The following is a 23796-nucleotide window of genomic DNA, read 5'->3' as shown; positions in this document are numbered from 1 at the left end:
TGTCTCTGGTGATAAGATAGAATTTAAGTTAACAACAAGTAAATATATTGTTGCATTGGCGAAAGGTTATGATGTACTTATAAGTAATAGCGGTAGTTCCCGGCGGTGATAGTCATTCACTATGGAGATCGCGAATGGAAAAGTCCTGTACTGGACATGTTTTTCACAGTAACAGCAGTACCTTACGCGGACGTTTCTCTTCCGGTAGCCACCTCGTCACCGCTAAATCTCTCTCTCATTCACTTCTTATCCTTGTTCCTGACGCCCTGTACGGTGCGCGTAGCCGTGTGTGGCGTCTTATCCGAAAGCAAGCAATGGCTTACAAGGAAGCCAACCCTCAGATGTTCGTGCGCATAATCGTGCCGCCAACGGCGCGTGTGATGTATACCTACAACTCAAGGTGCTATCCATGGGAAGACAAAAAGCAGTGATCAAAGCTCGTCGTGAAGCAAAACGTGTGCTGAGGCGGGATTCGCGTAGCCATAAGCAACGTGAAGATGAATCGGTCACCTCGCTTGTGCAGATGGGCGGCGTAGAAGCGATTGGTATGGCGCGTGACAGTCGCGACGCCACGCCAATCATGGCGCGGAATGAAGCTCAGGCGCACTACCTGAATGCTATCGAGAGTAAACAGCTGATCTTCGCCACCGGTGAAGCCGGGTGTGGTAAAACCTGGATCAGCGCGGCAAAAGCAGCAGAGGCCCTGATCCATAAAGACGTGGACAGGATCATTGTAACCCGTCCAGTTCTGCAAGCTGATGAAGACCTCGGCTTCTTACCTGGAGATGTTTCCGAGAAGTTCGCTCCTTATTTTCGCCCCGTGTATGACGTGCTGGTGAAACGGCTGGGAGCCTCCTTCATGCAATATTGCCTGCGACCTGAGATTGGTAAGGTGGAAATCGCGCCGTTCGCCTATATGCGTGGACGTACATTTGAAAATGCAGTGGTCATTCTTGACGAGGCTCAGAACGTCACTGCTGCGCAAATGAAAATGTTTTTGACCCGCCTCGGGGAGAATGTGACGGTAATTGTGAATGGGGATGTGACCCAGTGCGATCTACCTGCCCACGTTCGCTCAGGGCTGAGCGATGCGCTGGCCCGTTTTGAAGAAGATGACATGGTAGGGATTGTTCGTTTCAATAAAGACGATTGCGTCCGCTCTGCGCTCTGTCAGCGGACGCTCAACGCTTACAACTGATAAGTACACCGTCTTCAAGGCCCGGGAAACCGGGCTTTGTTATTTGACGTCAGCACATTACTTTTTTTTACTGCTCCAGTAGTTAGCACAGGCCTGGTCGAACAACTGGTCGTTTTCGTCAATTTTCTTTAACGCTTGTGCCAGAAAGGTCAACAGGTCATCTTTATAAATCCCGCCTGTCGTCACTTCTTTTCGTAAGAGCCCAGTGCTTGTGTAGGTTTTTTTAATGGTGACATTATGCCTGACGTTGCAAATAACCGTTCGTTGATACTCTTCGTAGAATCGGCTGTTGGTATCGAAAAACGTATTTATTTCATTTGGTGTTCGTTTGAGTAATTTTCGTGAGAAAACCTTTAAGGGAATAAATCCTGCTTCGTCTGCCTGCGACATGATCTCATCAAGCAAAGTTCCTTCTGTATTTAACATGCCCTTATATTCCTGATCCTATGAGTACGCGGTTGTTACAGCATAAGAATGGTTTATCTAATGCGCAACGGACTGGAGATGCTTATGCACTGGCCTGAATGTGTGCATCGTCTTAATACTGCTTATGATTAGGGCAAACGTAGACGTGGTATGAAACCCTCCTCGCGAGGTTCCTGTCCGACTCTCTTTCCAGAAAATTAATGCGGGGAGGATTTTGAAAAAATGTTAATAACCAGAACTCCGGCACAAATAAGAAGCATGCCTGCGATCGCCGGTAAATCAAGCTTTTGCCCACTTACCAACCAACCCAAAAGGCTGATTAATACGATTCCAGCACCTGACCAAATCGCGTACGCAATACCTGTTGGAATGGTCGACAGCGTCTGGGAGAGGAGATAAAAAGCAGTGCAGTAGCACACAATTGTAGCTACAGATGGCCACAGACGTGTAAATCCGTCAGAAAACTTCATCAGGGTTGTACCTATGACTTCAGCTAAGATGGCCCCAGCGAGGAAAATGTATGAATTCAAAATCTGGCCCCATATGACAATCTAAAGCAATAATCGTATCACAAAGGGTTGGGTGAGTTTGAATACAACCCAACTACTACTGAAATATCCGCTTCTGGCAAAGTGAAGAGGGGATTGACTCGCTTTGCTCGCCCCTGCGGGGCAGCCCGTTCGCTGCGCTCGCGGTCTGTCCAACTGGCTGCGCCGCTACTCGGGCCATCCCTGGACCTCGCCCCTACGGGGCCAGTGCATGCGCTGTTCAAAATTGCTCCCGGCAATTTTGTGTCGAACCCCGGTCGGGGCTTCTCATCCCCCCGCAGGTGTGCAACATGCGAAAAAAAAGCCCGTACTTTCGTACGAGCTCTTCTTAAAATATGGCGGTGAGGGGGGGATTGACTCGCTTTGCTCGCCCCTACGGGGCAGCCCGTTCGCTGCGCTCGCGGTCTGTCCAACTGGCTGCGCCAGTAGTCGAACCCCGGTCGGGGCTTCTCATCCCCCCGCAGATGTGCAACATGCGAAAAAAAAGCCCGTACTTTCGTACGAGCTCTTCTTAAAATATGGCGGTGAGGGGGGGATTCGAACCCCCGATACGTTGCCGTATACACACTTTCCAGGCGTGCTCCTTCAGCCACTCGGACACCTCACCATATTGTTGTTCCTGTGTTACCGGAACGGGCGCTAATGTAGGGGAAACACCGCCCCGCCGTCAATCAACTTTTTGAAAAAAATGTGCATTTACACAAACTTCAAGCAACATGGAGCATAAATAAGCGGGAATTGTTTTTTTTGCCAGCATCCTAAAATTTGCTACTCTGATGTTCCCTCGAAAAATGATGATAATAAGTGCGAGAAAGTTCCGCACAACAATGTTCAGGAGACAATATGGATATAATTTTCTATCACCCAACATTCGATACGACCTGGTGGATTAATGCGTTGGCAAAGGCAATACCTGGTGCGAACGTACGTGAGTGGAAAGCGGGTGATAATGCACATGCTGACTATGCGCTGGTCTGGCATCCGCCGGTTGAAATGCTCGCAGGACGAAAATTAAAAGCCGTATTTGCGCTGGGAGCGGGTGTCGATTCTATTCTCAGTAAACTCAATGCTCATCCGGAAATGTTGGATGCGTCGATCCCGCTTTTCCGTCTGGAAGATACGGGTATGGGCCTGCAAATGCAGGAATATGCGGTCAGTCAGGTGCTGCACTGGTTTCGTCGCTTTGATGATTATCAGGCATTGAAAAATCAGGCGAAATGGCAACCGTTGCCAGAATATACTCGTGAGGAGTTTACCGTCGGGATCATGGGGGCAGGGGTGTTGTGCGCAAAAGTTGCCGAAAGCCTGCAAGCATGGGGATTCCCACTGCGCTGCTGGAGTCGTACGCGTAAATCCTGGCCTGGCGTGGAAAGCTTCGCCGGTACTGAGGAACTGGGCGCGTTTTTGAGTCAAACTCGCGTGCTGATCAACCTCCTGCCTAATACGGCAGAAACCGTAGGCATTATTAATGCTAATTTACTTAGCCAATTGCAGGATGGTGCGTACGTGCTGAACCTGGCACGCGGTGTTCATCTCAATGAAGACGATCTTCTGGCCTCGCTGGACAGCGGCAAGGTGAAAGGTGCCATGCTGGATGTTTATAGCCGGGAACCGCTGCCAGAAAACAGCCCTTTATGGAAACATCCGCGTGTGGCGATGACGCCGCATATTGCCGCAGTTACCCGTCCGGCAGAAGCGGTGGACTATATCTCCCGCACGATTATGAACCTGGAGAGCGGGCAAGTCGTAACAGGTCAGGTCAATCGCGTTCGGGGATATTGATGGGAACCCGGCAAGTGCCGGGTTTCAGCTAAAATACCTGTCATACTTCAAGCAGCATGTGCGTTGGCTACGGTTGTTCACCCGAATCACTTACTTAAGTAAGTGATTCGGGTATTACTCCCTTGCCGCCTGCCTGTAACTCGCATTATTTAGGGTATTAATGGCGGCGATACCTGCTATCCTTGACGGAAAATGACTACAGGAGAGAGTTATGTATCCCGTTGACCTGCATATGCATACCGTCGCCAGCACCCACGCCTACAGCACCTTAAGTGATTACATCGCTGAAGCCCGTCGCAAAGGCATCAAGCTGTTTGCCATTACCGATCATGGACCGGATATGGCGGACGCGCCTCACCACTGGCACTTTATCAATATGCGTATTTGGCCACGTGTTGTGGATGGCGTGGGGATTCTGCGCGGAATAGAAGCCAATATTAAGAATATTGAAGGTGAAATTGATTGTTCAGGTCCGATGTTTACCTCCCTGGACCTCATTATTGCGGGCTTCCATGAGCCGGTTTTCGCACCTCACGATAAAGACACCAATACCCAGGCAATGATAGCTACGATGGCCAGCGGTAATGTGCACATCATTAGCCATCCGGGAAATCCCAAGTATCCCGTTGATATTACTGCAATTGCGCAGGCGGCGGCAAAGTACCAGGTTGCACTGGAAATCAATAACTCTTCGTTTTTGCATTCGCGTAAGGGCAGTGAGGATAATTGTCGTGCGGTTGCTGCGGCTGTGCGTGATGCCGGCGGCTGGGTGGCGTTAGGGTCGGATTCACATACTGCTTTCACGCTGGGAGAATTTGGCGAATGCCGTAAAATCCTGGATGATGTTAATTTCCCTGAAGACAGAATTTTAAACGTCACACCTAAACGCCTGTTGGCGTTTCTGGAATCGCGAGGCATGGAGCCGATCGCGGAATTTGCTGAACTGTAATTGTTACTAACTGGAATATATCAATGAACGAGTTTTCTATCCTGTGCCGTGTACTGGGCTCGCTGTTTTACCGCCAACCGCAGGACCCTTTACTGGTTCCCCTGTTTACCCTGATTAGTGAGGGTAAACTGTCCGCCAACTGGCCGCTGGAACAGGACGAATTGCTCACTCGTCTGCAGAAGAGCTGCGACATGCCCCAGTTGGCTGCAGATTACAACGCGCTTTTTGTCGGTGACGAGTGTGCGGTGCCGCCTTATCGTAGCGCGTGGGTAGAAGGGGCAAAAGAATCCGATGTTCGTGCATTTCTTTCTGCCCGCGGCATGCCGCTGGCTGATACGCCGGCAGATCATATTGGTACGCTGTTGCTGGCGGCTTCATGGCTTGAAGACCAGTCTGCGGAAGATGAAAGTGAAGCGCTTGAAACCTTATTTGTAGAATACCTGCTGCCCTGGTGCGGTACGTTCCTTGGTAAGGTTGAAGCGCACGCGAACACGCCGTTCTGGCGAACCATGGCGCCGCTAACACGCGATGCCATTAGTGCGATGTGGGACGAATTGCAGGAAGATACGGACGAATAAATGTGATTTAGATCACTTTAAACTGCAACGCAATTTATGTTCTTGCATAAATTGTGTGCACGATCTCATTCCTATGCCGTTTTTCTGCTAAGATGCGCGGCATGAACATACTTCTCTCAATTGCAATCACAACGGGCATTCTCTCCGGGATCTGGGGATGGGTGGCCGTTTCTCTCGGTTTACTCAGTTGGGCTGGCTTTCTGGGCTGCACGGCCTATTTCGCCTGCCCGCAGGGTGGGTTAAAAGGACTGTGGATCTCGGCGTGTACGCTGCTAAGCGGTGTAGTGTGGGCGTTGGTGATTATTAACGGTAGCGCGCTTGCCCCGCATATGGACATTATTGGTTATGTCATGACGGGAATTGTCGCATTTCTGATGTGTATTCAGGCAAAGCAATGGTTGCTTTCATTTGTGCCGGGCACGTTTATTGGCGCATGTGCAACGTTTGCAGGACAGGGGGACTGGCGACTGGTTGTACCGTCACTGGCACTGGGCCTGGTATTCGGCTATGCGATGAAAAACAGTGGTCTGTGGCTGGCGTCCCGCCGTGAAAATAGAATATCGTCGACGCTGACCAGTAAATAAAAAAGCGTGAGGGTTTTCCTCACGCTTTTTATGCTGTAAAGAACCATCAGGATTCTGGCGGTACCGACATATGACGGTATTTAACCAGAATGTCATTATCAACTTGTTTCTTATCCTGCAAATCCCACAATCCGCGATCGATGCCGTCATTAATCAGGAAGATAACGCCTGTTTCAATCGCTGACATCAGACAAAGCATAACCGGTTCGTTAGAGGTGTAGCCAATTTCACCTTCCAACAGACGTTGGTAGTCAATAAAGCGGAATACCCCAGCCTGTACTTCATAAGACAGAATGGTTTTACTGGTGTTCACTGACGACAGAATCTCACCGGTGCTGACGTTAACTACGCGCAGGTTTACCGCTATCTGGTCGAGCTGGTATTGCGTATCGGCGCCAATACCGAAATAACGCGCACCGACACCACCCGATTTAACGTTGCTTTCATAACCGATAATTGACCCTTCCACCATGACGTTTGCCGCGGTCAGGGACTGTAGCGGGATCCGGTTATTAATCGCGACCGTACCGTTTTCCTGAGCCGCACGAATGATTTTGCGTTCGTTCAGCAAGTTCTGTAACCCCTGACGTTCCAGTGGGACGAACCAACGAGAATCTTTCAATGCGGTGACAAGCATAGCCGTGGCGCTTTGCGGGACGGCGGTAGAGAAGTTACTTGCCGGGTAAGGTTTAAATTGGCCAGTCTCATCCTGAATGTTGTATACCGACACAAAGATCTTACCTGTAGGCATAGGCAGATGCGTCAAGTCTTTATAGCTTTGGGCTCGGGGCATTAATGTCGGCTTAGCGGCTTCTTGAGGCGGAGCTGTTAAACATCCGCTGAGTAAAATTACTGCCACCATGATAAGTAAACGCTGCATGATTATTTCCTTTCGTGGCTATAACTTAGAAGTCAGTCGACTGTGTTTGTAAACCCGACACTTCAATAGTCGAAGTTTTCCCCGATTTCCTGTCGGTAACATTCAATTGCAGTTGTCCGTCCCGGTTGGCGATATCAATGATAAAATCATTGGTCACCATTCTTCCTGGTTTACCGGTATTAATGTTGGTGAGTAGGCCACCGAGAATTTGTGACTGAATCGCTTGAGTAAAGTTATCCAGAGCTGATGGGGTTTCAATACCGTAATCGTCATAGCTTGGATCTTTATATGAGTTCTGGGCCTGGGCGCTGTTCAACAGAAAAGCACCGTTATTCGGGTTGCCACCAAAGTTTGGGTTGCGAAACTGGAACGTCATGTTTCCGGCCCAACTTAATGGTGAAATTAGCATGAGCAAAACCACTGCATGTTTAACACGCATGAAAGCCTCCGGACAAAATCATGTTTTAGAATTCATCACGCGCTAAATCGCTCGTGCTTAATAGTGTTTGATCTATTTGCCGACGATTTAATGCTTCTTCAGTTTGCGCCAATGCGAAGACGACAATTTTGTCGAAGTCTTTTTTCGTCGGGAATAAAAAAGTCTGGAAGATAACGTCCTGATTGACCGTTATGGTGATCCAACTTCCCCAACGCGCACTGGGTCTTTCATTAATGGTTAAGTTTCCTGTGTACTCGCTTTCCCACTTATCACTAAAGGCCCGATAAAAATCATGACCGATTGAAGAGACAGTGTGGTCAGTTAACAGTCCGGGAACCTCCACCTCTACGGTTGTCGCTGCGTGCAGACTCCCGGCAGCAAAGAATAAATTTGCTGCCACAATCCAGGTCAAATAGCGTTTCATGGCTTTATCGCCTGAGGTTATCATTGGCCCATGAGACCGCCTGCGTACGATTTTTGACAGCTATCTTTTTGAAAAGATTATAAAGATGTGTTTTTACCGTATTTTCACTGATAAACAGTGAGCGAGCGATTTCAATATTTGAGGCGCCGATACGCAATTTATTAAGTATTTCTTTTTCACGGTGCGTCAGCAGTGCCGACTCCGTGCTGTTATAACGATAATTTCCAGAGTGTGTGATCAGATAACTGGCAAGTTTTTGCGTGAAGTAACATTCACCCCGCAAGATACCCTGCAAGCCGCTTACGACACGCTGCTCGTCTTCAGTTGCGTAAAACACACCATTGATATGCGGCCAGTTTTCGATATCCCGATAAGGGTAATCATCAGGAGTATTCAACAATAACGTCTTTATATTGTTGTTTTTTCTACTCAAATTATCTTGCCAGTAATGGATCAGTTTTTTATCTGCCTCCATCATATCCAGTAAAACAATGCAGCTGGAAGATATATCATCCAGAGAACGTTGAATATTATGTAGTTTTCCGGTGAGTGCCAGTGATTGTTTTAAATGCTGTAATAATGCAGTTGCCTGCAAAGAAGGTTTTGTGATCAACAATAATGTATGACCATGAATACTATGGACTTCATTAAACATGATGAAACTCCACTTTTTAGTCGCACACCTGACAGCTGTCTCTACTAAAATAGAGGCACCAGAAGTACTGACAGATGTTGCACTGCTGTGTAGATATAAAATATCGACCCAAAGGGGTGGAAATATTAAAACAAATGGACTTCAACTGATTTCAATCTAGCTATTACAAATCTTAAAGCAAGTGTTAAACATGTAACAACTTGTAAAATTATATATTAAAATGTTATTTTAAGGTTTTATTGGAGTTTAGATTTGATAGGAAAGTTGTACATTTTACCTTTGCTGCATAGATTTAAAAAATCATACAAATTATAGTAACACATTGATTTTAAATCAATTAATTAATGATTCTTGAGTTTTAGATTTCTAATGAATTCTAAAATCCTTGTCTCAATTTACGTTGATCAATTTTAGATGGAAAAAAATGACCTTTGTCACGACTTGTACGGATGGCTATCGTGACGCTGTACTGCGAGGCCCTGATATCGTGCAAAATGAACTTTCTCAGTGACTGCATAGAAATTCATTCCTGATAGCAAAATAAAAATAAAAGCTAGAACTGGAGCGGTGTTATTCACTGTTAATTAGTACTTTGGTGTGAATCTGGATATAAAAATACCACTCGCGGGTGAGTTATTTAAAATGTTTCAACGGACATACTCTTCATCGTAACGTGGCGTTAACAAATGTAAGTCATGTTAACAACAATTTGAGTGGTAATTAATTTAACTTCATGTACGACCAGGTCCAGGGTGACAACATGAAAAACAAGTTGTTATTTATGATGTTTACAATACTGGGTGTGCCTGGGATTGCATCCGCAACCAGTTATGATTTAGCTAATTCAGAATATAACTTTGCGGTAAATGAATTAAGTAAGTCTTCATTTAATCAGGCAGCCATTATTGGTCAGGTTGGCACTGCTAATAGTGCAAATACTCGCCAGGAGGGCACCAAGTTATTGTCGGTCATTTCGCAAGAAGGTTCAGGTAACCGAGCGAAAACGGCTCAGACGGGATCAAATAACTTTGCATATATTGATCAAACGGGTAGCTCTAATGATGCGAGTATTAAACAAAGTTCTTACGGTAATACGGCGATGATTATCCAGAAAGGCTCTGGTAACAAAGCCAATATTACCCAGTACGGTACACAAAAAACAGCAGTTGTGGTGCAGAGACAGTCGCAAATGGCAATTCGCGTTACTCAACGCTAATCCATAAACGACGTTTAAATCAATCCGATGGGGGTTTACCATGAAACTTTTAAAAGTGGCAGCATTCGCAGCAATCGTAGTTTCTGGCAGTGCTCTGGCAGGTGTTGTTCCGCAATGGGGCGGTAATCATCATGGTGGTGGTGGTAGTAACTATGGCCCAGACTCTTCAATGAGTATTTACCAGTTCGGTTCTAGTAACGTTGCGAATGCGCTGCAAAGTGATGCACGTAAATCAGACGTGACTATCACACAACACGGTCATGGTAACGGTGCAAACGTCGGGCAAGGTGCTGATGATAGTACCATTAGCCTGAAACAGACCGGCTTCCAGAACAGTGCTGATATCAATCAGTGGAATGCAAAAAATGCTGATATCAGCGTAACTCAGTTCGGTGGTCGTAACGGTGCGCTGGTTAATCAGACTGCCTCTGACTCCAATGTGCTGATTCAGCAGGTTGGTTATGGCAACAATGCTACAGCTAACCAGCACTAATTCAGTTTTCTGACTGATAATAAACAGGGCGAAAGCCCTGTTTTTTTTCGGGAGAATATTATGCACACGCTATTACTTATTGCCGCGTTGGCAAATCAAATAACATTCAATACAACTCAGCAAGGTGACATGTACACCATTATTCCTCAGGTGACATTAGCTCAACCGTGCGTATGTGAAGTGCAAGTCCTTGCCGTACGTAAAGGTGAGGGGGGGCAAAGCCAATCGCAGCAGAAAACAAGCCTTTCGGTCCCTGCTAATCGGCCAATTGAATTAACAAAACTGAGCTTTAATATTTCACCGGAGGATACGGTCAAAATTATCGTTACCGTTTCGGATGGGCAGTCTCTGCATCTGTCGCAACAATGGCCTGACTCAAACAGTCACCCATGATTTTTTTGCTTAATTTGCATTAAGGGTGTGGCTGGGAGTGCGGTGCTGTTCTATGAATATAGAAACGGAAAAACGTTTTATTTGATCGTAACTCGCAGCGGTGAAGGATCATTGCGATCCCTCAAGGATGATTAATCATTGAGGAACCCTTATGTGTACATTATTAAAGCGTATTTTAAATACCGGTTTGTGGGCTTTTTCTCTTTTAACCCTCCCCGCAATGGCGACGCAAATCTCACCCGGCGGGGTTATTCATTTTCGCGGTGCAATAGTTGAAGCACCTTGCGACGTTAACACTCGACAACAACAGATTGAATTGTCATGTATGCGTGATGGCACGATAAGTAATAGTCTCTACGACCTGCAACAGGTCACGACAGCGCCTCAGAGTGTGCAACAAATTGCCACGGTGAAAATGCATTACCTCAATGAACAGAAAAGCATGGCAATTCTGAATATTGAATATAAATGAATCCTTCTGGCGTAGGTATGCACGCTTATGGCTAAAAAGTGAGATTTCCAGGAAAACCCTGCTGTACACTTAACGTAGAGTGTTTTGTCAGGGGGAACTTATGCAATCGCGTGTTCATGTGTTACAGGGCGACATTACGACGATCGCGGTAGATGTGATCGTCAATGCGGCCAACTCTTCGTTACTGGGAGGCGGTGGCGTCGATGGCGCGATTCATTGTGCTGCCGGGCCTGCGTTGTTGGAGGCCTGCAAACAGGTTATACAACAACAGGGAGAATGCCCGACCGGGCATGCCGTTATCACGCTGGCTGGAGAGCTTCCGGCAAAAGCAGTTATTCACACCGTAGGGCCCGTTTGGCAAGGCGGTGATCACCACGAGGCTGAACGACTCGAAGAGGCCTATCTAAATACATTGCAACTGGCCTTAGCCAATGGTTATCAATCTATTGCTTTTCCAGCGATAAGCACCGGTGCTTATGGTTACCCACGCGCTGCAGCGGCAGAGATCGCGGTGAAAACGGTGTTGAAATTTATCACCCGACGTACGCTTCCCGATCAAATATACTTCGTGTGCTTTGATGAAGAAAACGCTCGACTATACAAGAGATTACTTACTCAGCAAGGCGATGAACGCACGGACTGATATGACGCGACTTGAGCGTGCCATCACGCCGCTATGTGTAAACCACCCGGGAGAATGCGGCATTCTGACGCTGGATGACAGCCTGGATGCGTTTGCTGCTCGCTATCGGTTGACGGAAATGGCGGAACGTACCCTGGATGTTCAGTATTACATCTGGGAAAGCGACATGTCCGGGCTATTGCTATTTTCCGTTTTGCTGGCCGCGGCGAAGCGGGGCGTCCGGGTGCGTTTGTTGCTGGATGATAACAACACGCCAGGTCTGGATGACACGCTGCGTTTGCTGGACAATCACCCTAATATTGAAGTTCGCCTGTTTAATCCCTTTTCCTTTCGTATCCTGCGTGCGCTGGGCTATTTAACCGATTTTGCCCGGTTGAATCGACGTATGCACAATAAAAGTTATACCGCTGATGGTGTCGTAACTCTCGTGGGCGGGCGAAATATAGGCGATGCCTATTTTGGTGCAGGCGAACAACCGCTGTTTTCCGACCTGGATGTTATGGCTATTGGGCCGGTTGTCCAGGATGTTGCAGACGATTTTGAGCGTTACTGGCACTGCCGTTCGGTTTCAACATTGCAAAACGTACTTGAGGTAGCAGAGCCAGCTTCAACGCAAAAAATCGAACTTCCAGAATCCTGGTATAACGATGACATCACGCGTCGCTATCTACATAAGCTGGAAACCAGCCAGTTTATGACCCACCTCGAACAGAGGTCGCTACCCCTGATTTGGGCGAGAACGCGCTTGCTGAGTGATGATCCGGCAAAAGGAGAGGGGAAAGCACCGCGTCACTCACTATTACCGCAGCGTTTGTTTGACGTGATGGGATCTCCCACCGAGCGTATTGATATTATTTCCGCCTACTTTGTACCAACTCGCGCCGGTGTGGCGCAGCTCCTGAGACTGGTGAGAAAAGGCGTTAAGATCGCGATTTTAACTAATTCTCTGGCGGCGAATGATGTCGCAGTCGTTCACGCAGGCTATGCGCGCTGGCGAAAAAAACTCTTGCGCTACGGTGTGGAGTTATACGAGCTCAAACCAACGCGCGATCGCGTTTCTGCAGTACATGACCGGGGATTAACCGGTAATTCAGGCTCCAGCTTGCATGCGAAAACCTTCAGTATTGACGGTCGTAAAGTGTTTATCGGCTCGCTTAATTTTGATCCCCGTTCAACGTTGCTCAATACGGAAATGGGGTTTGTGATTGAGAGTGAAGTACTGGCCGGAATTGATTCATAAACGTTTTATGCAAAGCCAGCGTGAAATGGCCTGGCAACTACGTCTTGATCGTTGGGGCAGAATTAACTGGGTGGATCGGCTTTCTGGCAGCGAACAGGTACTGAAAAAAGAACCCGCTACAGGATTCTGGAAGCGGGTTCTGGTGAGGCTTGCATCCGTGTTGCCCATTGAATGGTTGCTCTGAACCATTCAATGCAAGAAAACTAACCGGCTACCGCCTTGTTTTTATCCTGCTTAATGGGCGGTTTACCCGAAAAGAGAAACTTCAGCACCGGGATCCGTAAATGGATTTCGTACAGTATGACCGCAATTCCAACCACAAAAAGCAGACCGCAGAGAAAACCCAGCAGATTCGACTTGATGTGCGGTGTGATATACGCGCCAAAAAACAGCGTTAACGGGTGGTGCACCAAATAGATGAACAGCGACGCGTTGACAAAATAGGTCACGCGAGCCGACTGGAAATTCAGTAAACGGTGTCCAAGCGAAAAGACGACGTTCACCATCCATAGCCCCATGACCATGGTAATGACATATTCGGTTTCATACATCCAGGCATCGCCGTTGCCGTAACGTTGATTGAGCAGGTATGCGACAAATGCGAATGCGGCACCTAGCGTGCAGCCGCGCGATGGCGTGGTAAACAGCGCTTTCAGATTAGGATTGATAAACGCCAGCGCACCGAGCATAAAGAAAGGCACATAAAACAACGTTTGCATAACGATAAAATTAAACATGCCATCGCTGAGAATCGAAGGGTAGAGGATGAAAATCATTCTTCTGACGGCGGCATAGCCGACACCCAACAATATAAAAATAAACGTTAATTTGGTCATCGACACCCCTGATGCAGGGGTACCGTCTCCACGTGATAGTCTGTTTTTCATCTGGGTAAACACCCACATACTCAGGGTCGTTAACACCACCAGAACCAGTAAAAACCACAGATGGGAAATCAGCTCCCAGGCCAGCGCGTTGTATTTATCGTAGCCGCTGAGGGTATGCCAGCTGTCTGCTTTACCTTTCACGTATTGCAGCATGATAAATTGCGGCAGCGTAAGCAGCGGAATCGCGGTCAGCATGGGGATCCCCACGCGTTCTACACGCACCTTCCACCAGCGCTTTAACGGATAGCGCAAAAAAAGCATGTAGGAAAAATAACCTGAAATGACAAAGAAGACCTGCATGCGAAATGCATGGATAAAGTCGTTAAAAAGGGTTAACCACCACGAAGGTTCTGCGCTGTTCACGTGCCAGGTGTGGGTAGAATAGATCAATGAAATATGGAATGGGATCCCTAACAACATTAGCCAGGCACGGATGGAGTCAAGAAAATATTCACGTGGTGGTGATACAGAGCTCATAGACAGTTACGTATTCTCAGACTTTTCGTCTTATCCCTAAGACGAATAATGGTTACATTCGAGGGCAACCCTACACGAAGTCCAACAACCTGTCTCCAGGATAAGCACGCAAAGTGAAAACAGGCAGATGAACCTGCTTAAACCATGAGCCAGCGCGCGAACAATACAGGGATTCAGTTGTCGGAGTACCCGATTATCCATTAAAATGGATCGGATCAATATAAGCACACAAAGGGGGAAGTGCTTACTAATTATGAAACATAAACTACAAATGATGAAAATGCGTTGGTTGGGTGCAGCAGTTATGTTAACGCTGTACACATCATCGAGCTGGGCGTTCAGTATTGATGATGTTGCAAAACAAGCTCAATCCTTAGCCGGGAAAGGCTATGAGGCGCCAAAAAGTAACTTGCCCTCCGTTTTCCGCGACATGAAATATGCGGATTATCAACAGATCCAGTTCAATCGCGATAAAGCGTACTGGAGCAATCTCAAGACCCCATTTAAGCTCGAGTTCTACCACCAGGGTATGTACTTCGACACGCCGGTCAAAATCAACGAAGTTACCGCCACGGCGGTGAAAAGAATCAAATACAGCCCGGATTATTTTAATTTTGGCGATGTTCAGCATGATAAAGACACGGTAAAAGATCTCGGCTTTGCCGGGTTCAAAGTGCTGTATCCGATCAACAGCAAAGATAAAAACGATGAAATCGTCAGCATGCTCGGTGCCAGCTATTTTCGCGTTCTGGGTGCAGGTCAGGTCTACGGCCTGTCAGCGCGTGGCCTCGCGATTGATACCGCTCTGCCTTCTGGTGAAGAATTTCCCCGCTTCCGTGAGTTTTGGATCGAGCGTCCGAAACCGACTGATAAACGCTTAACCATTTATGCTTTGCTGGATTCTCCGCGTGCAACCGGAGCGTATCGTTTTGTCATTATTCCAGGCCGCGACACGGTCGTGGATGTTCAGTCCAAAGTTTACCTGCGCGACAAAGTGGGCAAACTGGGTGTGGCACCGTTAACCAGTATGTTCCTGTTTGGACCGAACCAGCCGTCTCCGGCGACAAACTATCGTCCGGAACTGCATGATTCTAATGGTTTGTCTATCCATGCGGGTAACGGGGAGTGGATTTGGCGTCCGCTGAATAACCCGAAACATCTCGCGGTGAGCAGCTTCGCTATGGAAAACCCGCAAGGATTCGGACTGTTGCAGCGTGGCCGTCAGTTCTCGCGTTTTGAAGATATCGACGATCGCTACGATCTGCGCCCAAGCGCCTGGATCACGCCAAAAGGCGACTGGGGTAAAGGTAAGATTGAGTTAGTTGAAATCCCAACTAATGATGAAACGAACGATAACATCGTTGCGTACTGGACACCGGATCAACTGCCTGAAGCGGGCAAAGAGATGAATTTCAAGTACACTTTGACGTTCACGCGTGATGAAGACAAGCTTCATGCGCCGGAAAGCGCCTGGGTACAGCAGACTCGTCGTTCGACCGGTGATGTAAAACAGTCCAACCTGATTCGTCAGCCTGACGGTACCATCGCGTTTGTGGTGGACTTTACCGGCACAGATATGAAAAAGCTGCCGCAGGATACCCCGGTTACCGCACAAACCAGTATTGGCGAAAATGGTGAAATCGTTGAAAGCACTGTGCGCTACAACCCGGTATCTAAAGGTTGGCGTTTGATGCTGCGCGTGAAAGTGAAAGACGTGAAGAAAACCACTGAAATGCGTGCTGCCTTGGTTAATGCCGATCAGACGCTGAGTGAAACCTGGAGCTACCAGTTACCTGCCAATGAATAAGACAACTGAGTATATTGACGCAATGCCGCTTTCGGATATCGAGAAAGCGGCACTGCCGAAAACTGACATCCGCGCTGTTCATCAGGCGTTGGATGCCGAGCATCGTACTTACTCGCGCGAAGACGATTCACCGCAGGGGTCTGTGAAAGCTCGCCTTGAGCAAGCATGGCCGGATTCTTTGGCTAAAGAGCAGTTGGTGAAGGACGATGAGGGCCGCGATCAGCTGCAGGCGATGCCAAAAGCAACGCGTACCTCTATGTTCCCCGATCCCTGGCGTACCAACCCGGTTGGCCGTTTTTGGGATCGCTTGCGTGGACGCGATGTGACGCCTCGCTATCTTTCGCGTTTGACGAAAGAAGAACAAGAGAGTGAGCAAAAATGGCGTACTGTTGGCACCATTCGCCGCTATACGCTGTTAATTCTGACGCTGGCGCAGACGGTTGTAGCAACCTGGTATATGAAGACGATCCTCCCGTATCAGGGCTGGGCATTCATTAATCCGATAGACATGATGGGGCAGGATTTATGGGTCTCCTTTATGCAATTGCTGCCCTACATGCTGCAAACAGGCATTCTCATTTTGTTTGCCGTGCTTTTCTGTTGGGTATCTGCGGGATTCTGGACCGCGCTGATGGGCTTCCTGCAACTGCTGATTGGGCGAGATAAGTACAGTATCTCGGCCTCAACGGTCGGGGACGAACCGCTGAATCCCGAACACCGTACTGCGTTGATTATGCCTATCTGTAACGAGGACGTTGACCGCGTATTTGCGGGACTACGCGCTACGTGGGAATCGGTCAAAGCAACGGGCAACGCCGAGCATTTCGATGTTTACATCCTGAGCGACAGCTACAATCCTGATATCTGCGTGGCAGAACAAAAAGCGTGGATGGAACTGATTGCCGAAGTGCAGGGCGAAGGACAGATTTTCTACCGCCGTCGTCGTCGTCGCGTGAAGCGTAAAAGCGGCAACATTGATGACTTCTGCCGTCGCTGGGGAAATCAGTACAGCTACATGGTGGTTCTGGACGCGGACTCAGTGATGAGCGGTGACTGTCTGAGCGGCCTGGTGCGTCTGATGGAAGCGAATCCGAATGCCGGGATTATCCAGTCTTCACCGAAGGCTTCCGGTATGGATACGCTGTATGCGCGCTGCCAACAGTTTGCGACCCGTGTTTATGGACCGCTGTTTACCGCAGGACTTCACTTCTGGCAGTTAGGGGAATCACACTACTGGGGCCATAACGCAATTATCCGCGTGAAGCCGTTTATCGAGCACTGTGCGCTCGCACCGTTACCGGGCGAAGGCTCGTTTGCGGGATCGATCCTCTCCCATGACTTCGTGGAAGCGGCATTGATGCGTCGTGCTGGCTGGGGCGTGTGGATTGCCTACGATCTGCCGGGCTCTTATGAAGAGCTGCCGCCAAACCTGCTGGATGAACTCAAGCGCGACCGTCGCTGGTGCCACGGTAACCTGATGAACTTCCGTTTGTTCCTGGTGAAAGGGATGCACCCGGTTCACCGTGCGGTATTCCTGACCGGCGTTATGTCCTATCTGTCCGCGCCGCTGTGGTTTATGTTCCTCGCGCTCTCTACCGCATTGCAGGTGGTGCATGCGTTGACGGAGCCGCAGTACTTCCTGCAACCGCGTCAGCTATTCCCGGTATGGCCGCAATGGCGACCTGAACTGGCGATCGCGCTGTTTGCTTCAACGATGGTGCTGTTGTTCCTACCGAAGCTGCTGAGTATTTTGCTCATCTGGTGTAAAGGGACGAAAGAGTACGGCGGGTTTATCCGCGTTACGCTGTCGCTGCTGCTGGAGGTTCTGTTCTCCGTGCTGCTGGCGCCGGTGCGTATGCTGTTCCACACCGTCTTCGTCGTGAGCGCCTTCCTGGGTTGGGAAGTAGTGTGGAATTCGCCGCAGCGTGATGACGATTCGACCCCGTGGGGTGAAGCGTTTATGCGTCACGGTTCCCAGTTACTGTTGGGGCTGGTGTGGGCTGTGGGTATGGCCTGGCTGGATCTGCGATTCCTGTTCTGGCTGGCACCGATTGTCTTCTCGCTGATCCTGTCGCCGTTTGTTTCAGTAATTTCCAGCCGTTCCACGGTGGGGTTACGTACCAAGCGCTGGAAGCTGTTCCTGATCCCGGAAGAGTATTCTCCGCCGCAGGTTCTGGTGGATACCGATACCTATCTGGTGATGAACCGCAAACGTACGCTGGACGATGGCTTTATGCATGCGGTGTTTAACCCGTCGTTTAACGCGCTGGCCACGGCAATGGCAACTGCACGTCACCGCGCCAGCAACGTGCTGGAGATTGCCCGCGATCGTCATGTGGAACAGGCGTTGAATGAAACGCCGGAGAAACTGAATCGCGATCGCCGTCTTGTATTGTTGAGCGATCCGGTGACCATGGCACGTTTACATTATCGCGTCTGGAATTCACCTGATAAGTATTCTTCGTGGGTGAACTACTATCAGGGGCTGACTCTGAACCCGTTGGCGCTCAGGAAGAAATAAGCGTTCTGTAACGTGAAAATACCGGCCTGGTGCCGGTATTTTTTTATATTGAATAGAATGAGTCGTGAGGTAGCCGGTGCGAATATTGGCTGTAGGAATAATGATCTTCTTCCTGAGCGGATGCGGCAGCATTATTAGTCGTACCATCCCAGGGCAAGGACATGGAAACCAATACTATCCTGGCGTGCAATGGGATGTTCGGGACTCCGCATGGCGCTACGTCACTATCCTCGATCTGCCATTTTCGCTGGTGTTTGATACGTTGCTGCTGCCGCTCGACATACATCATGGACCTTACGAGTAATTATCGCTCATCCCATTCATCGGCTGCGGTCTGCCCCTCTTCGGTATCCAGGGGAGGTTCCAGCTGGAATTCACCTTCATCCCATTCGTGAAGCGTATTTTCTTCCTGCCACTCCTGGCGGATTTCAATTTCATCATAGTCGCCATCAAAAACGCTCTGGGCCGCTTCTCCGCTCAGCATTGGTAGACATTCACCATCTACATCATCCTCGTCAGCAAAGAATTCCGCCTGCCACATAATGTCGCCATCCTGTAGCACGTATTTTTGGACGCTTAGCTGTTGAACGCTGGCGTTGTCTGAGTCAAGGTCAGGGTTATCAGCCAGAAACACTTCACGAGCCGCATCAATAGCCTCTTCCAACGTGGCATAAAAATTCATGTCATTCTTTGCCATATTTCTTCTCCTAAGGCGAACAATAAAGGGGGATGATTCAATCTATAGACGGCGATCTGCAGAGCGTCAAACCCGTTAGCTGCGTGGCTAACTCAATCAGATGATTACTGCCTGCAATGCCTATGAAACCAGGTCAAAGTAACTTTGGTTGTTTATGAAAAAATTTACAGTGGCAGATACTGAAGCCGACGTAATATCAGGAAAAAAATTCAAGAAAAAAGAGTAATGTATGTGGTTTGCAATGTAGTAATGAAAATCAAAAAAATAAAAGCTGGCGTTATATTAGAAAATCTTCAGTGTTAAACGCCATTTTTTATGTGTTTTAGAGGGGGAATGCGATCGCTTATGAATCAACATTGCATAACTCAGTCAAAGTAAAGGAGAAAATTAATGCCCAATACAGAAGTGTTGCAGAGGTAATCAATGAAAGTGGCTAATCTTAGTGGTGTCATTGGTAGTGACAAAGGATCTTTTGTGTGTGGTTTTTTTGAATAGCGTGAGTGATACTAAAATAGTATACATAATAAAAAATTATTAATGACAAAGGTTATAAATCTATAAGAAACCATTAAATAAGAAATGAATTAATGTCATTGAAGTTGTGTGGGTATAATAGTTTGCAAAATCTTATGCTTTATTATGTAAAATGCAAAATTAAGAATGCGCTTAAGGTTGTTATGGGTAACGGTGATTCAAATAATGGAAGGCTAATGGCTTTATATATAATCTGTTTGGCTATCTATGTTCTTGGCGGTTTGTGTCTTACGCAATTTAAATTAACGATGCAAAGTGTCCCGCAAACAGTATATCTGATTATAATTGTAGGGCTGTTCTTTCTATATGGGATAATTTTCCTGTTTATGTTATTTCAGTATCTTTGTAGAAAAGACCTCACCTGCCTTATGATATTGGGCATGGCGTTTCTTGGGAATAACATATTTTTTGTCGAGACTATCTACATCGTTCAGGATTTGATTAATGATTATGCCTCAATCGAAAAAAGAACTAACGATATTGCTATATTCTATTATTTTCGGCAGATTAGTTTCATCGCTCTGCTATTTGTTTCATTGAAATCTTATAAAATATCCTCGACAGTTATTGAAACCAAAGAAAGAGAACCTTGCTATATCGTTCTGTCTTTTTTAATCATGTTTGTTATTGCGGTGTTGGCGCACACTCTGGCCAGTTACAACCCTAATTTTACACTCGAGATCACAAGCCTGAAGCCTGATAATGTCACGGTGCACTGGCATATTGGGTACATTTATTCGCTTATTGCATCCTGGGGACTGGTCCTGTTGTATTTAATCATTAAAACCAGAACGCACAACATCTTGTGGAAAAGTATAGGGCTACTGTGTTGCTCAGCAATATTGACCAATGTACTACTTCTGAGCCTGGATGAATATAGCATGTATATTTGGTATGTTAGCCGAGGGATTGAGGTGATAAGTGCCCTGTGTATAATTTCAATACTGATGTACAACACCTTCATCATCTTAAAAAAAGAAACAGATTCAGCTATTAAAGACGCAATGACTAAAATATATAATCGTAAGCTATTCTATAAGTCATTAAAATCATCATTAGCAAAAGGCGCAGTGTGTGTAATGGTTCTGGATATTGATAAATTCAAACGGATTAACGATACCTACGGTCATCAGGAAGGTGACAGAGTAATAATCAGCATTGTCGATATTGTCAATAAATCAATCAGAGATACGGATATTTTTGCCAGAGTAGGTGGCGAAGAATTTGCGATCCTTCTTAAGTGTAACGATAAAGATGAGGCAATTGTTGTTGCAGAGCGAATTAGGCGAAATGTAGAGAATGGTACGACAGTACCAAATTCATATGAGTTAAAAGAAAAAATGACGATAAGTATTGGTGTATATTGCAGCAAAATTGATGATGAATCAGCGGATAAAGTTGTTTCATATGCCGATGCCGCTTTGTATGAAGCTAAAAATTCCGGCAGAAATAAAGTGTGTTACTATTATTGTTAAGACTTAAATATATGCAGTGTAAGATAATTTTATTATTCCGAACCTGCGAATATGAATACACAAATCATCCCACGACCTCTGTACTCCGACGACGGCGCAGGCTATTCCACGAGTACAGGGCGTTGAACAGCACGACTCCCGCGGTCACACAGAATACAGCACGAAAACCGTAGTTGGCGGATATCGCTGCCCCCATTAGAGGTCCTGTTACGTTACCGATGTCGCGAAATGACTGGTTATAACTGAAAATACGTCCAGCTATTTGATTGGTCGAGTTATAGACCAGCAGCGTTTGTACCGCCGGGAGCAGAGCGCCGTCGGCCGCGCCCAATAAAAAGCGCAGAACACCAAGTTGCCAGGGCGTCTGGACAAATGACATTGGAATTAGCAGTAACACGGAAACGATCAGCGCGACGATCAGGATCTTCTCCGGACCAATCCGATCGCCTAATTTGCCAAGTTTCGGGGCGCTGATTAATGCTGCAACGCCGGGGACAGAGGCTATCATCCCACTGATAAACGCAATATTGCTGACGTTGCCAGCCAACTCTCGAACGTACAGTGTCAGTATTGGCGCGATAGAACCGGTGGCTACCTGAATGATCAACGTGGTGACAAACAGGCTCAGCACCAGCTTGGGATTCTTTAAAGAGGCCACGACTTCACGAATGTGCAGCATCTCTTTCTTGCTCACTGGCTGGAAACGCTCGCGGATAAAAAATAGCGTCAGGATGAAGCAGACCAGCAGCACGCTGGCGGTGATGAAAAATACGGGGCGCAGTCCGTACTGATCCGCGAGAAGGCCGCCCGCTAGCGGCCCGAGCAGTGCGCCACTAACGCCACCGGTGGAAAGCGTTCCCAGTGCCCAGCCGCTTTTATTGCGTGGAACCTGGGTGGCGATAAGTGCATTCGCATTGGGGATGAATCCACCAAGCAGCCCTAACAAGGCGCGCAGGATCAAGAACTGCCAGATATTTTGCGCCAGTCCCATCAGCAGCATCACAATCGCCATGCCCAACGCGGAACGCAGCAGCATGATTTTTCGCCCCTTGCGATCGGCAAGGCCGCCCCAGAAAGGAGAGGCGATGGCGGAAAAAAGAAAGGTGATGCTGAAGACCAGACCTGACCACATGTTCAGGGCGCTATGGCCCGTGACGCCAAGGCTCTCGACGTAAAGAGGCAAAAAGGGCATGACCAGGCTAAATGCTGCTCCGGTTAAAAAACAACCTAACCAGGCAACGGTGAGGTTGCGTTTCCAGTTTATGGGGGCATCTGAGGGTGACATAGCGATCCGCAGTGTGACGCGCTGTTTGCGCTATCGATTTATTATAAGTAAGCAGGCTAATTATGCGCCTGGTTGATAGTTGCTGCAATGCGGATAGCAGTTAAACCTAAAACGGGTAGGGAGCGTGTTGCAGCCCACGGGGCTGCAACACTGCGTCAGTACAGAGAAGGGGAACCTTCAGGACGCGTCTTGAAGCGACGATGCAGCCACATATACTGCTCTGGCGCCATCATGATGCATTGCTCAACAATTTTGTTCATCCATGCGGCAGTGGTTTCTGCGTTGTCCAACGGTGGTGAACATTCTGGAGGCAACATAATCAATTGATACCCTTTACCATCAGGTTTGCGGCGAGGAACAAACGGTACCAGACAGGCATTGGACATGCGAGAAAGCATCCAGGTCCCTGAGGTTGTTGCAGCTTGTTCAACGGCAAAAAGTGGTACAAACACGCTGGCGCGAGGGCCGTAATCGTGATCCGGCGCGTACCAGACCACTTCGCCCTTTTTCAAGGCTTTAATCATCCCTTTCAGGTCTTTACGATCGAGCATTGATTTATTCGAGCGCATGCGGCCCCAGGTTTGTAGCCAGTCCAGCAGTGGGTTGTCGTTAGGGCGATACACACCAATACCCGGCTCCTGCAAACCAAACTGACGCGCACCCAATTCCAGAGTCAGAAAGTGCAGACCCACTAACAGGATCCCGCGTTTTTGCGCCTGAACGTCACGGATATGTTCCATTCCGATCACTTCTGTCCAGCGAGAAATACGCTTATCGGACCAAAACCAGGCCATCCCGGTTTCCATTACGCCCATGCCTACGGATTCGAAGTTCTTGACGACCATCTGCTGGCGTTCCTGCTCACTCATCTGCGGGAAGCACAGTTCAAGATTTCGGGAAACAATTTTTGCCCGACGTTTCATCAAACGTAGCGCCAGTCGACCTAATGCACAGCCCAACTTAAAGAGAATGGGGTAGGGTAACTGCACGATTAACCAAAGGATGCCAATACCCAGCCAGGTTAACCAATAACGTGGATGCAGTAACGCAGCCGAAAATTTGGGTAAATTCGTCATGTCTATCCTGTCTTCAAACGACCAATTCCCTGTATTGTCGCATCTTTTCGCGCGTATCAAAAATTTGTGACGGGAGAACGGTGATTAATTCCGCAATTGTTGTTGCGATTTTATAGT

General features: G+C 47.8%; 25 protein-coding genes, 1 tRNA gene and 1 pseudogene. 16 read left to right on the top strand and 11 right to left on the bottom strand.

Translation table 11 applies throughout. From position 1 onward, the window contains the following. Nucleotides 1-134 precede the first annotated feature (134 nt). Complete coding sequence (locus tag BZK41_RS27240) at nucleotides 135-431, top strand: hypothetical protein (protein WP_172313140.1); 297 nt, start codon at nucleotides 135-137, stop codon at nucleotides 429-431. Next, nucleotides 410-1198 (top strand): phosphate starvation-inducible protein PhoH, encoded by a 789-nt coding sequence (gene phoH / locus BZK41_RS09525; protein WP_172313137.1) that lies wholly within the window; start codon nucleotides 410-412, stop codon nucleotides 1196-1198. The genes BZK41_RS27240 and phoH overlap by 22 nt, the downstream gene beginning before the upstream one ends. Before the next feature lie 57 nt (nucleotides 1199-1255). Here the strand turns inward: phoH and BZK41_RS09520 are convergent, their stop codons facing one another. From BZK41_RS09520 to BZK41_RS09505, 3 genes are all read right to left on the bottom strand, one after another. After that, the gene (locus BZK41_RS09520; protein ID WP_079937996.1) at nucleotides 1256-1624 is read right to left on the bottom strand and encodes a hypothetical protein; all 369 of its coding nucleotides are present in this window, start codon (nucleotides 1622-1624) and stop codon (nucleotides 1256-1258) included. A 197-nt stretch (nucleotides 1625-1821) separates the two neighbouring features. Next, on the bottom strand, nucleotides 1822-2154 hold the full coding sequence (locus BZK41_RS09515; RefSeq protein ID WP_079937995.1) for an EmrE family multidrug efflux SMR transporter: 333 nt from the start codon (nucleotides 2152-2154) through the stop codon (nucleotides 1822-1824). Between the two features lie 537 nt (nucleotides 2155-2691). Next, nucleotides 2692-2779: transfer RNA gene (locus tag BZK41_RS09505), tRNA-Ser, on the bottom strand. Nucleotides 2780-3015: 236 nt separating this feature from the next. Here BZK41_RS09505 and ghrA point away from each other — a divergent pair. The 4 genes from ghrA (at nucleotide 3016) to BZK41_RS09485 (ending at nucleotide 6065) form a co-directional block, all read left to right on the top strand. Next, nucleotides 3016-3954 carry a glyoxylate/hydroxypyruvate reductase GhrA gene (gene ghrA, locus BZK41_RS09500; RefSeq protein WP_079937994.1) on the top strand — a complete coding sequence of 313 codons (939 nt, stop codon included), beginning with the start codon at nucleotides 3016-3018 and terminating at the stop codon, nucleotides 3952-3954. Nucleotides 3955-4165: 211 nt separating this feature from the next. Beyond that, nucleotides 4166-4903, top strand: a complete 738-nt coding sequence (locus BZK41_RS09495) for a phosphatase (protein WP_079937993.1) — start codon at nucleotides 4166-4168, stop codon at nucleotides 4901-4903. 23 nt (nucleotides 4904-4926) lie between these two features. Beyond that, nucleotides 4927-5481: a molecular chaperone gene (locus BZK41_RS09490; protein WP_079937992.1), complete on the top strand. Its 555-nt coding sequence runs from the start codon at nucleotides 4927-4929 to the stop codon at nucleotides 5479-5481. Nucleotides 5482-5582: 101 nt separating this feature from the next. Continuing rightward, nucleotides 5583-6065, top strand: coding sequence for a DUF1097 domain-containing protein (locus BZK41_RS09485; protein WP_032934412.1), 483 nt, complete (start codon nucleotides 5583-5585; stop codon nucleotides 6063-6065). 46 nt (nucleotides 6066-6111) lie between these two features. Here BZK41_RS09485 and csgG read toward each other — a convergent pair whose 3' ends face one another. Genes csgG through csgD form a run of 4 tightly spaced genes read right to left on the bottom strand, consistent with a single transcriptional unit; the run spans nucleotide 6112 to nucleotide 8463 of the window. After that, the gene (gene csgG / locus BZK41_RS09480) at nucleotides 6112-6945 is read right to left on the bottom strand and encodes a curli production assembly/transport protein CsgG (protein WP_003036082.1); all 834 of its coding nucleotides are present in this window, start codon (nucleotides 6943-6945) and stop codon (nucleotides 6112-6114) included. 25 nt (nucleotides 6946-6970) lie between these two features. Next, the gene (csgF, locus tag BZK41_RS09475; RefSeq protein ID WP_003832089.1) at nucleotides 6971-7384 is read right to left on the bottom strand and encodes a curli production assembly/transport protein CsgF; all 414 of its coding nucleotides are present in this window, start codon (nucleotides 7382-7384) and stop codon (nucleotides 6971-6973) included. A 25-nt stretch (nucleotides 7385-7409) separates the two neighbouring features. Continuing rightward, nucleotides 7410-7808: a curli production assembly/transport protein CsgE gene (gene csgE / locus BZK41_RS09470; RefSeq protein WP_008784336.1), complete on the bottom strand. Its 399-nt coding sequence runs from the start codon at nucleotides 7806-7808 to the stop codon at nucleotides 7410-7412. A 4-nt stretch (nucleotides 7809-7812) separates the two neighbouring features. Beyond that, nucleotides 7813-8463, bottom strand: coding sequence for a biofilm master transcriptional regulator CsgD (gene csgD / locus BZK41_RS09465; protein WP_003832092.1), 651 nt, complete (start codon nucleotides 8461-8463; stop codon nucleotides 7813-7815). 760 nt (nucleotides 8464-9223) lie between these two features. Here csgD and csgB point away from each other — a divergent pair. The 6 genes and pseudogenes from csgB (at nucleotide 9224) to BZK41_RS09435 (ending at nucleotide 13104) form a co-directional block, all read left to right on the top strand. Continuing rightward, a complete protein-coding gene (gene csgB / locus BZK41_RS09460; RefSeq protein ID WP_079937991.1) occupies nucleotides 9224-9679 on the top strand; it encodes a curli minor subunit CsgB in 456 nt (151 codons plus the stop codon). A 40-nt stretch (nucleotides 9680-9719) separates the two neighbouring features. After that, nucleotides 9720-10172: a curli major subunit CsgA gene (csgA, locus tag BZK41_RS09455; RefSeq protein WP_079937990.1), complete on the top strand. Its 453-nt coding sequence runs from the start codon at nucleotides 9720-9722 to the stop codon at nucleotides 10170-10172. Nucleotides 10173-10232: 60 nt separating this feature from the next. Beyond that, a complete protein-coding gene (gene csgC / locus BZK41_RS09450) occupies nucleotides 10233-10565 on the top strand; it encodes a curli assembly chaperone CsgC (RefSeq protein ID WP_079937989.1) in 333 nt (110 codons plus the stop codon). A 151-nt stretch (nucleotides 10566-10716) separates the two neighbouring features. Further along, nucleotides 10717-11037 (top strand): type 1 fimbrial protein, encoded by a 321-nt coding sequence (locus BZK41_RS09445; protein ID WP_079937988.1) that lies wholly within the window; start codon nucleotides 10717-10719, stop codon nucleotides 11035-11037. Nucleotides 11038-11137: 100 nt separating this feature from the next. Next, entirely contained in the window at nucleotides 11138-11680 is a 543-nt protein-coding gene (ymdB, locus tag BZK41_RS09440; protein ID WP_079937987.1) for an O-acetyl-ADP-ribose deacetylase, read from the top strand. Then, nucleotides 11616-13104: pseudogene (locus tag BZK41_RS09435) on the top strand (phospholipase D family protein). Before ymdB ends, BZK41_RS09435 begins: the two are co-directional and overlap by 65 nt. A 19-nt stretch (nucleotides 13105-13123) precedes the next feature. Here the strand turns inward: BZK41_RS09435 and mdoC are convergent. Beyond that, nucleotides 13124-14284: a glucans biosynthesis protein MdoC gene (mdoC, locus tag BZK41_RS09430; RefSeq protein ID WP_079937986.1), complete on the bottom strand. Its 1161-nt coding sequence runs from the start codon at nucleotides 14282-14284 to the stop codon at nucleotides 13124-13126. 271 nt (nucleotides 14285-14555) lie between these two features. Between mdoC and mdoG the strand changes: the two genes are divergently transcribed. The 3 genes from mdoG to BZK41_RS09410 all read left to right on the top strand — a co-directional run bounded on the left by mdoG (nucleotide 14556) and on the right by BZK41_RS09410 (nucleotide 18916). Then, nucleotides 14556-16091, top strand: coding sequence for a glucans biosynthesis protein MdoG (gene mdoG / locus BZK41_RS09420; RefSeq protein WP_123267751.1), 1536 nt, complete (start codon nucleotides 14556-14558; stop codon nucleotides 16089-16091). After that, a complete protein-coding gene (gene mdoH / locus BZK41_RS09415) occupies nucleotides 16084-18612 on the top strand; it encodes a glucans biosynthesis glucosyltransferase MdoH (RefSeq protein ID WP_032934414.1) in 2529 nt (842 codons plus the stop codon). The genes mdoG and mdoH overlap by 8 nt, the downstream gene beginning before the upstream one ends. A gap of 76 nt (nucleotides 18613-18688) precedes the next feature. Next, the gene (locus BZK41_RS09410; RefSeq protein WP_003832117.1) at nucleotides 18689-18916 is read left to right on the top strand and encodes a YceK/YidQ family lipoprotein; all 228 of its coding nucleotides are present in this window, start codon (nucleotides 18689-18691) and stop codon (nucleotides 18914-18916) included. On the opposite strand, the gene BZK41_RS09405 is transcribed toward BZK41_RS09410, so the two are convergent. Then, entirely contained in the window at nucleotides 18917-19294 is a 378-nt protein-coding gene (locus BZK41_RS09405) for a MysB family protein (protein ID WP_123267752.1), read from the bottom strand. Nucleotides 19295-19896: 602 nt separating this feature from the next. Here BZK41_RS09405 and BZK41_RS09400 point away from each other — a divergent pair. Continuing rightward, complete coding sequence (locus tag BZK41_RS09400; protein ID WP_079937983.1) at nucleotides 19897-21318, top strand: sensor domain-containing diguanylate cyclase; 1422 nt, start codon at nucleotides 19897-19899, stop codon at nucleotides 21316-21318. Between the two features lie 64 nt (nucleotides 21319-21382). Here the strand turns inward: BZK41_RS09400 and mdtG are convergent, their stop codons facing one another. Then, the gene (gene mdtG, locus BZK41_RS09395) at nucleotides 21383-22603 is read right to left on the bottom strand and encodes a multidrug efflux MFS transporter MdtG (protein ID WP_079937982.1); all 1221 of its coding nucleotides are present in this window, start codon (nucleotides 22601-22603) and stop codon (nucleotides 21383-21385) included. A gap of 155 nt (nucleotides 22604-22758) precedes the next feature. Further along, the gene (locus BZK41_RS09390; RefSeq protein WP_079937981.1) at nucleotides 22759-23679 is read right to left on the bottom strand and encodes a Kdo(2)-lipid IV(A) acyltransferase; all 921 of its coding nucleotides are present in this window, start codon (nucleotides 23677-23679) and stop codon (nucleotides 22759-22761) included. Nucleotides 23680-23796 lie beyond the last annotated feature (117 nt).

Source organism: Citrobacter sp. A316 (genome assembly GCF_002042945.1).
Taxonomy (GTDB): domain Bacteria; phylum Pseudomonadota; class Gammaproteobacteria; order Enterobacterales; family Enterobacteriaceae; genus Citrobacter; species Citrobacter portucalensis.
The sequence above is the reverse complement of the archived record's forward strand: the minus strand, read 5'-3'. Positions and strand labels throughout refer to the sequence as shown.

Bases quoted from the DNA above. Each gene is read 5' to 3' on its own strand.
- csgE (WP_008784336.1), bottom strand. From the start codon at position 7,808: ATGAAACGCTATTTGACCTGGATTGTGGCAGCAAATTTATTCTTTGCT.
- csgF (WP_003832089.1), bottom strand. From the start codon at position 7,384: ATGCGTGTTAAACATGCAGTGGTTTTGCTCATGCTAATTTCACCATTA.
- BZK41_RS09520 (WP_079937996.1), bottom strand. From the start codon at position 1,624: ATGTTAAATACAGAAGGAACTTTGCTTGATGAGATCATGTCGCAGGCA.
- csgC (WP_079937989.1), top strand. From the start codon at position 10,233: ATGCACACGCTATTACTTATTGCCGCGTTGGCAAATCAAATAACATTC.
- BZK41_RS09490 (WP_079937992.1), top strand. From the start codon at position 4,927: ATGAACGAGTTTTCTATCCTGTGCCGTGTACTGGGCTCGCTGTTTTAC.
- BZK41_RS09405 (WP_123267752.1), bottom strand. From the start codon at position 19,294: ATGAATTTTTATGCCACGTTGGAAGAGGCTATTGATGCGGCTCGTGAA.
- csgA (WP_079937990.1), top strand. From the start codon at position 9,720: ATGAAACTTTTAAAAGTGGCAGCATTCGCAGCAATCGTAGTTTCTGGC.
- BZK41_RS09495 (WP_079937993.1), top strand. From the start codon at position 4,166: ATGTATCCCGTTGACCTGCATATGCATACCGTCGCCAGCACCCACGCC.
- ghrA (WP_079937994.1), top strand. From the start codon at position 3,016: ATGGATATAATTTTCTATCACCCAACATTCGATACGACCTGGTGGATT.
- ymdB (WP_079937987.1), top strand. From the start codon at position 11,138: ATGCAATCGCGTGTTCATGTGTTACAGGGCGACATTACGACGATCGCG.
- BZK41_RS09390 (WP_079937981.1), bottom strand. From the start codon at position 23,679: ATGACGAATTTACCCAAATTTTCGGCTGCGTTACTGCATCCACGTTAT.
- phoH (WP_172313137.1), top strand. From the start codon at position 410: ATGGGAAGACAAAAAGCAGTGATCAAAGCTCGTCGTGAAGCAAAACGT.
- mdtG (WP_079937982.1), bottom strand. From the start codon at position 22,603: ATGTCACCCTCAGATGCCCCCATAAACTGGAAACGCAACCTCACCGTT.
- csgB (WP_079937991.1), top strand. From the start codon at position 9,224: ATGAAAAACAAGTTGTTATTTATGATGTTTACAATACTGGGTGTGCCT.
- mdoG (WP_123267751.1), top strand. From the start codon at position 14,556: ATGATGAAAATGCGTTGGTTGGGTGCAGCAGTTATGTTAACGCTGTAC.
- mdoC (WP_079937986.1), bottom strand. From the start codon at position 14,284: ATGAGCTCTGTATCACCACCACGTGAATATTTTCTTGACTCCATCCGT.
- BZK41_RS09400 (WP_079937983.1), top strand. From the start codon at position 19,897: ATGTCATTGAAGTTGTGTGGGTATAATAGTTTGCAAAATCTTATGCTT.
- mdoH (WP_032934414.1), top strand. From the start codon at position 16,084: ATGAATAAGACAACTGAGTATATTGACGCAATGCCGCTTTCGGATATC.
- BZK41_RS09445 (WP_079937988.1), top strand. From the start codon at position 10,717: ATGTGTACATTATTAAAGCGTATTTTAAATACCGGTTTGTGGGCTTTT.
- csgG (WP_003036082.1), bottom strand. From the start codon at position 6,945: ATGCAGCGTTTACTTATCATGGTGGCAGTAATTTTACTCAGCGGATGT.
- BZK41_RS27240 (WP_172313140.1), top strand. From the start codon at position 135: ATGGAAAAGTCCTGTACTGGACATGTTTTTCACAGTAACAGCAGTACC.
- BZK41_RS09485 (WP_032934412.1), top strand. From the start codon at position 5,583: ATGAACATACTTCTCTCAATTGCAATCACAACGGGCATTCTCTCCGGG.
- csgD (WP_003832092.1), bottom strand. From the start codon at position 8,463: ATGTTTAATGAAGTCCATAGTATTCATGGTCATACATTATTGTTGATC.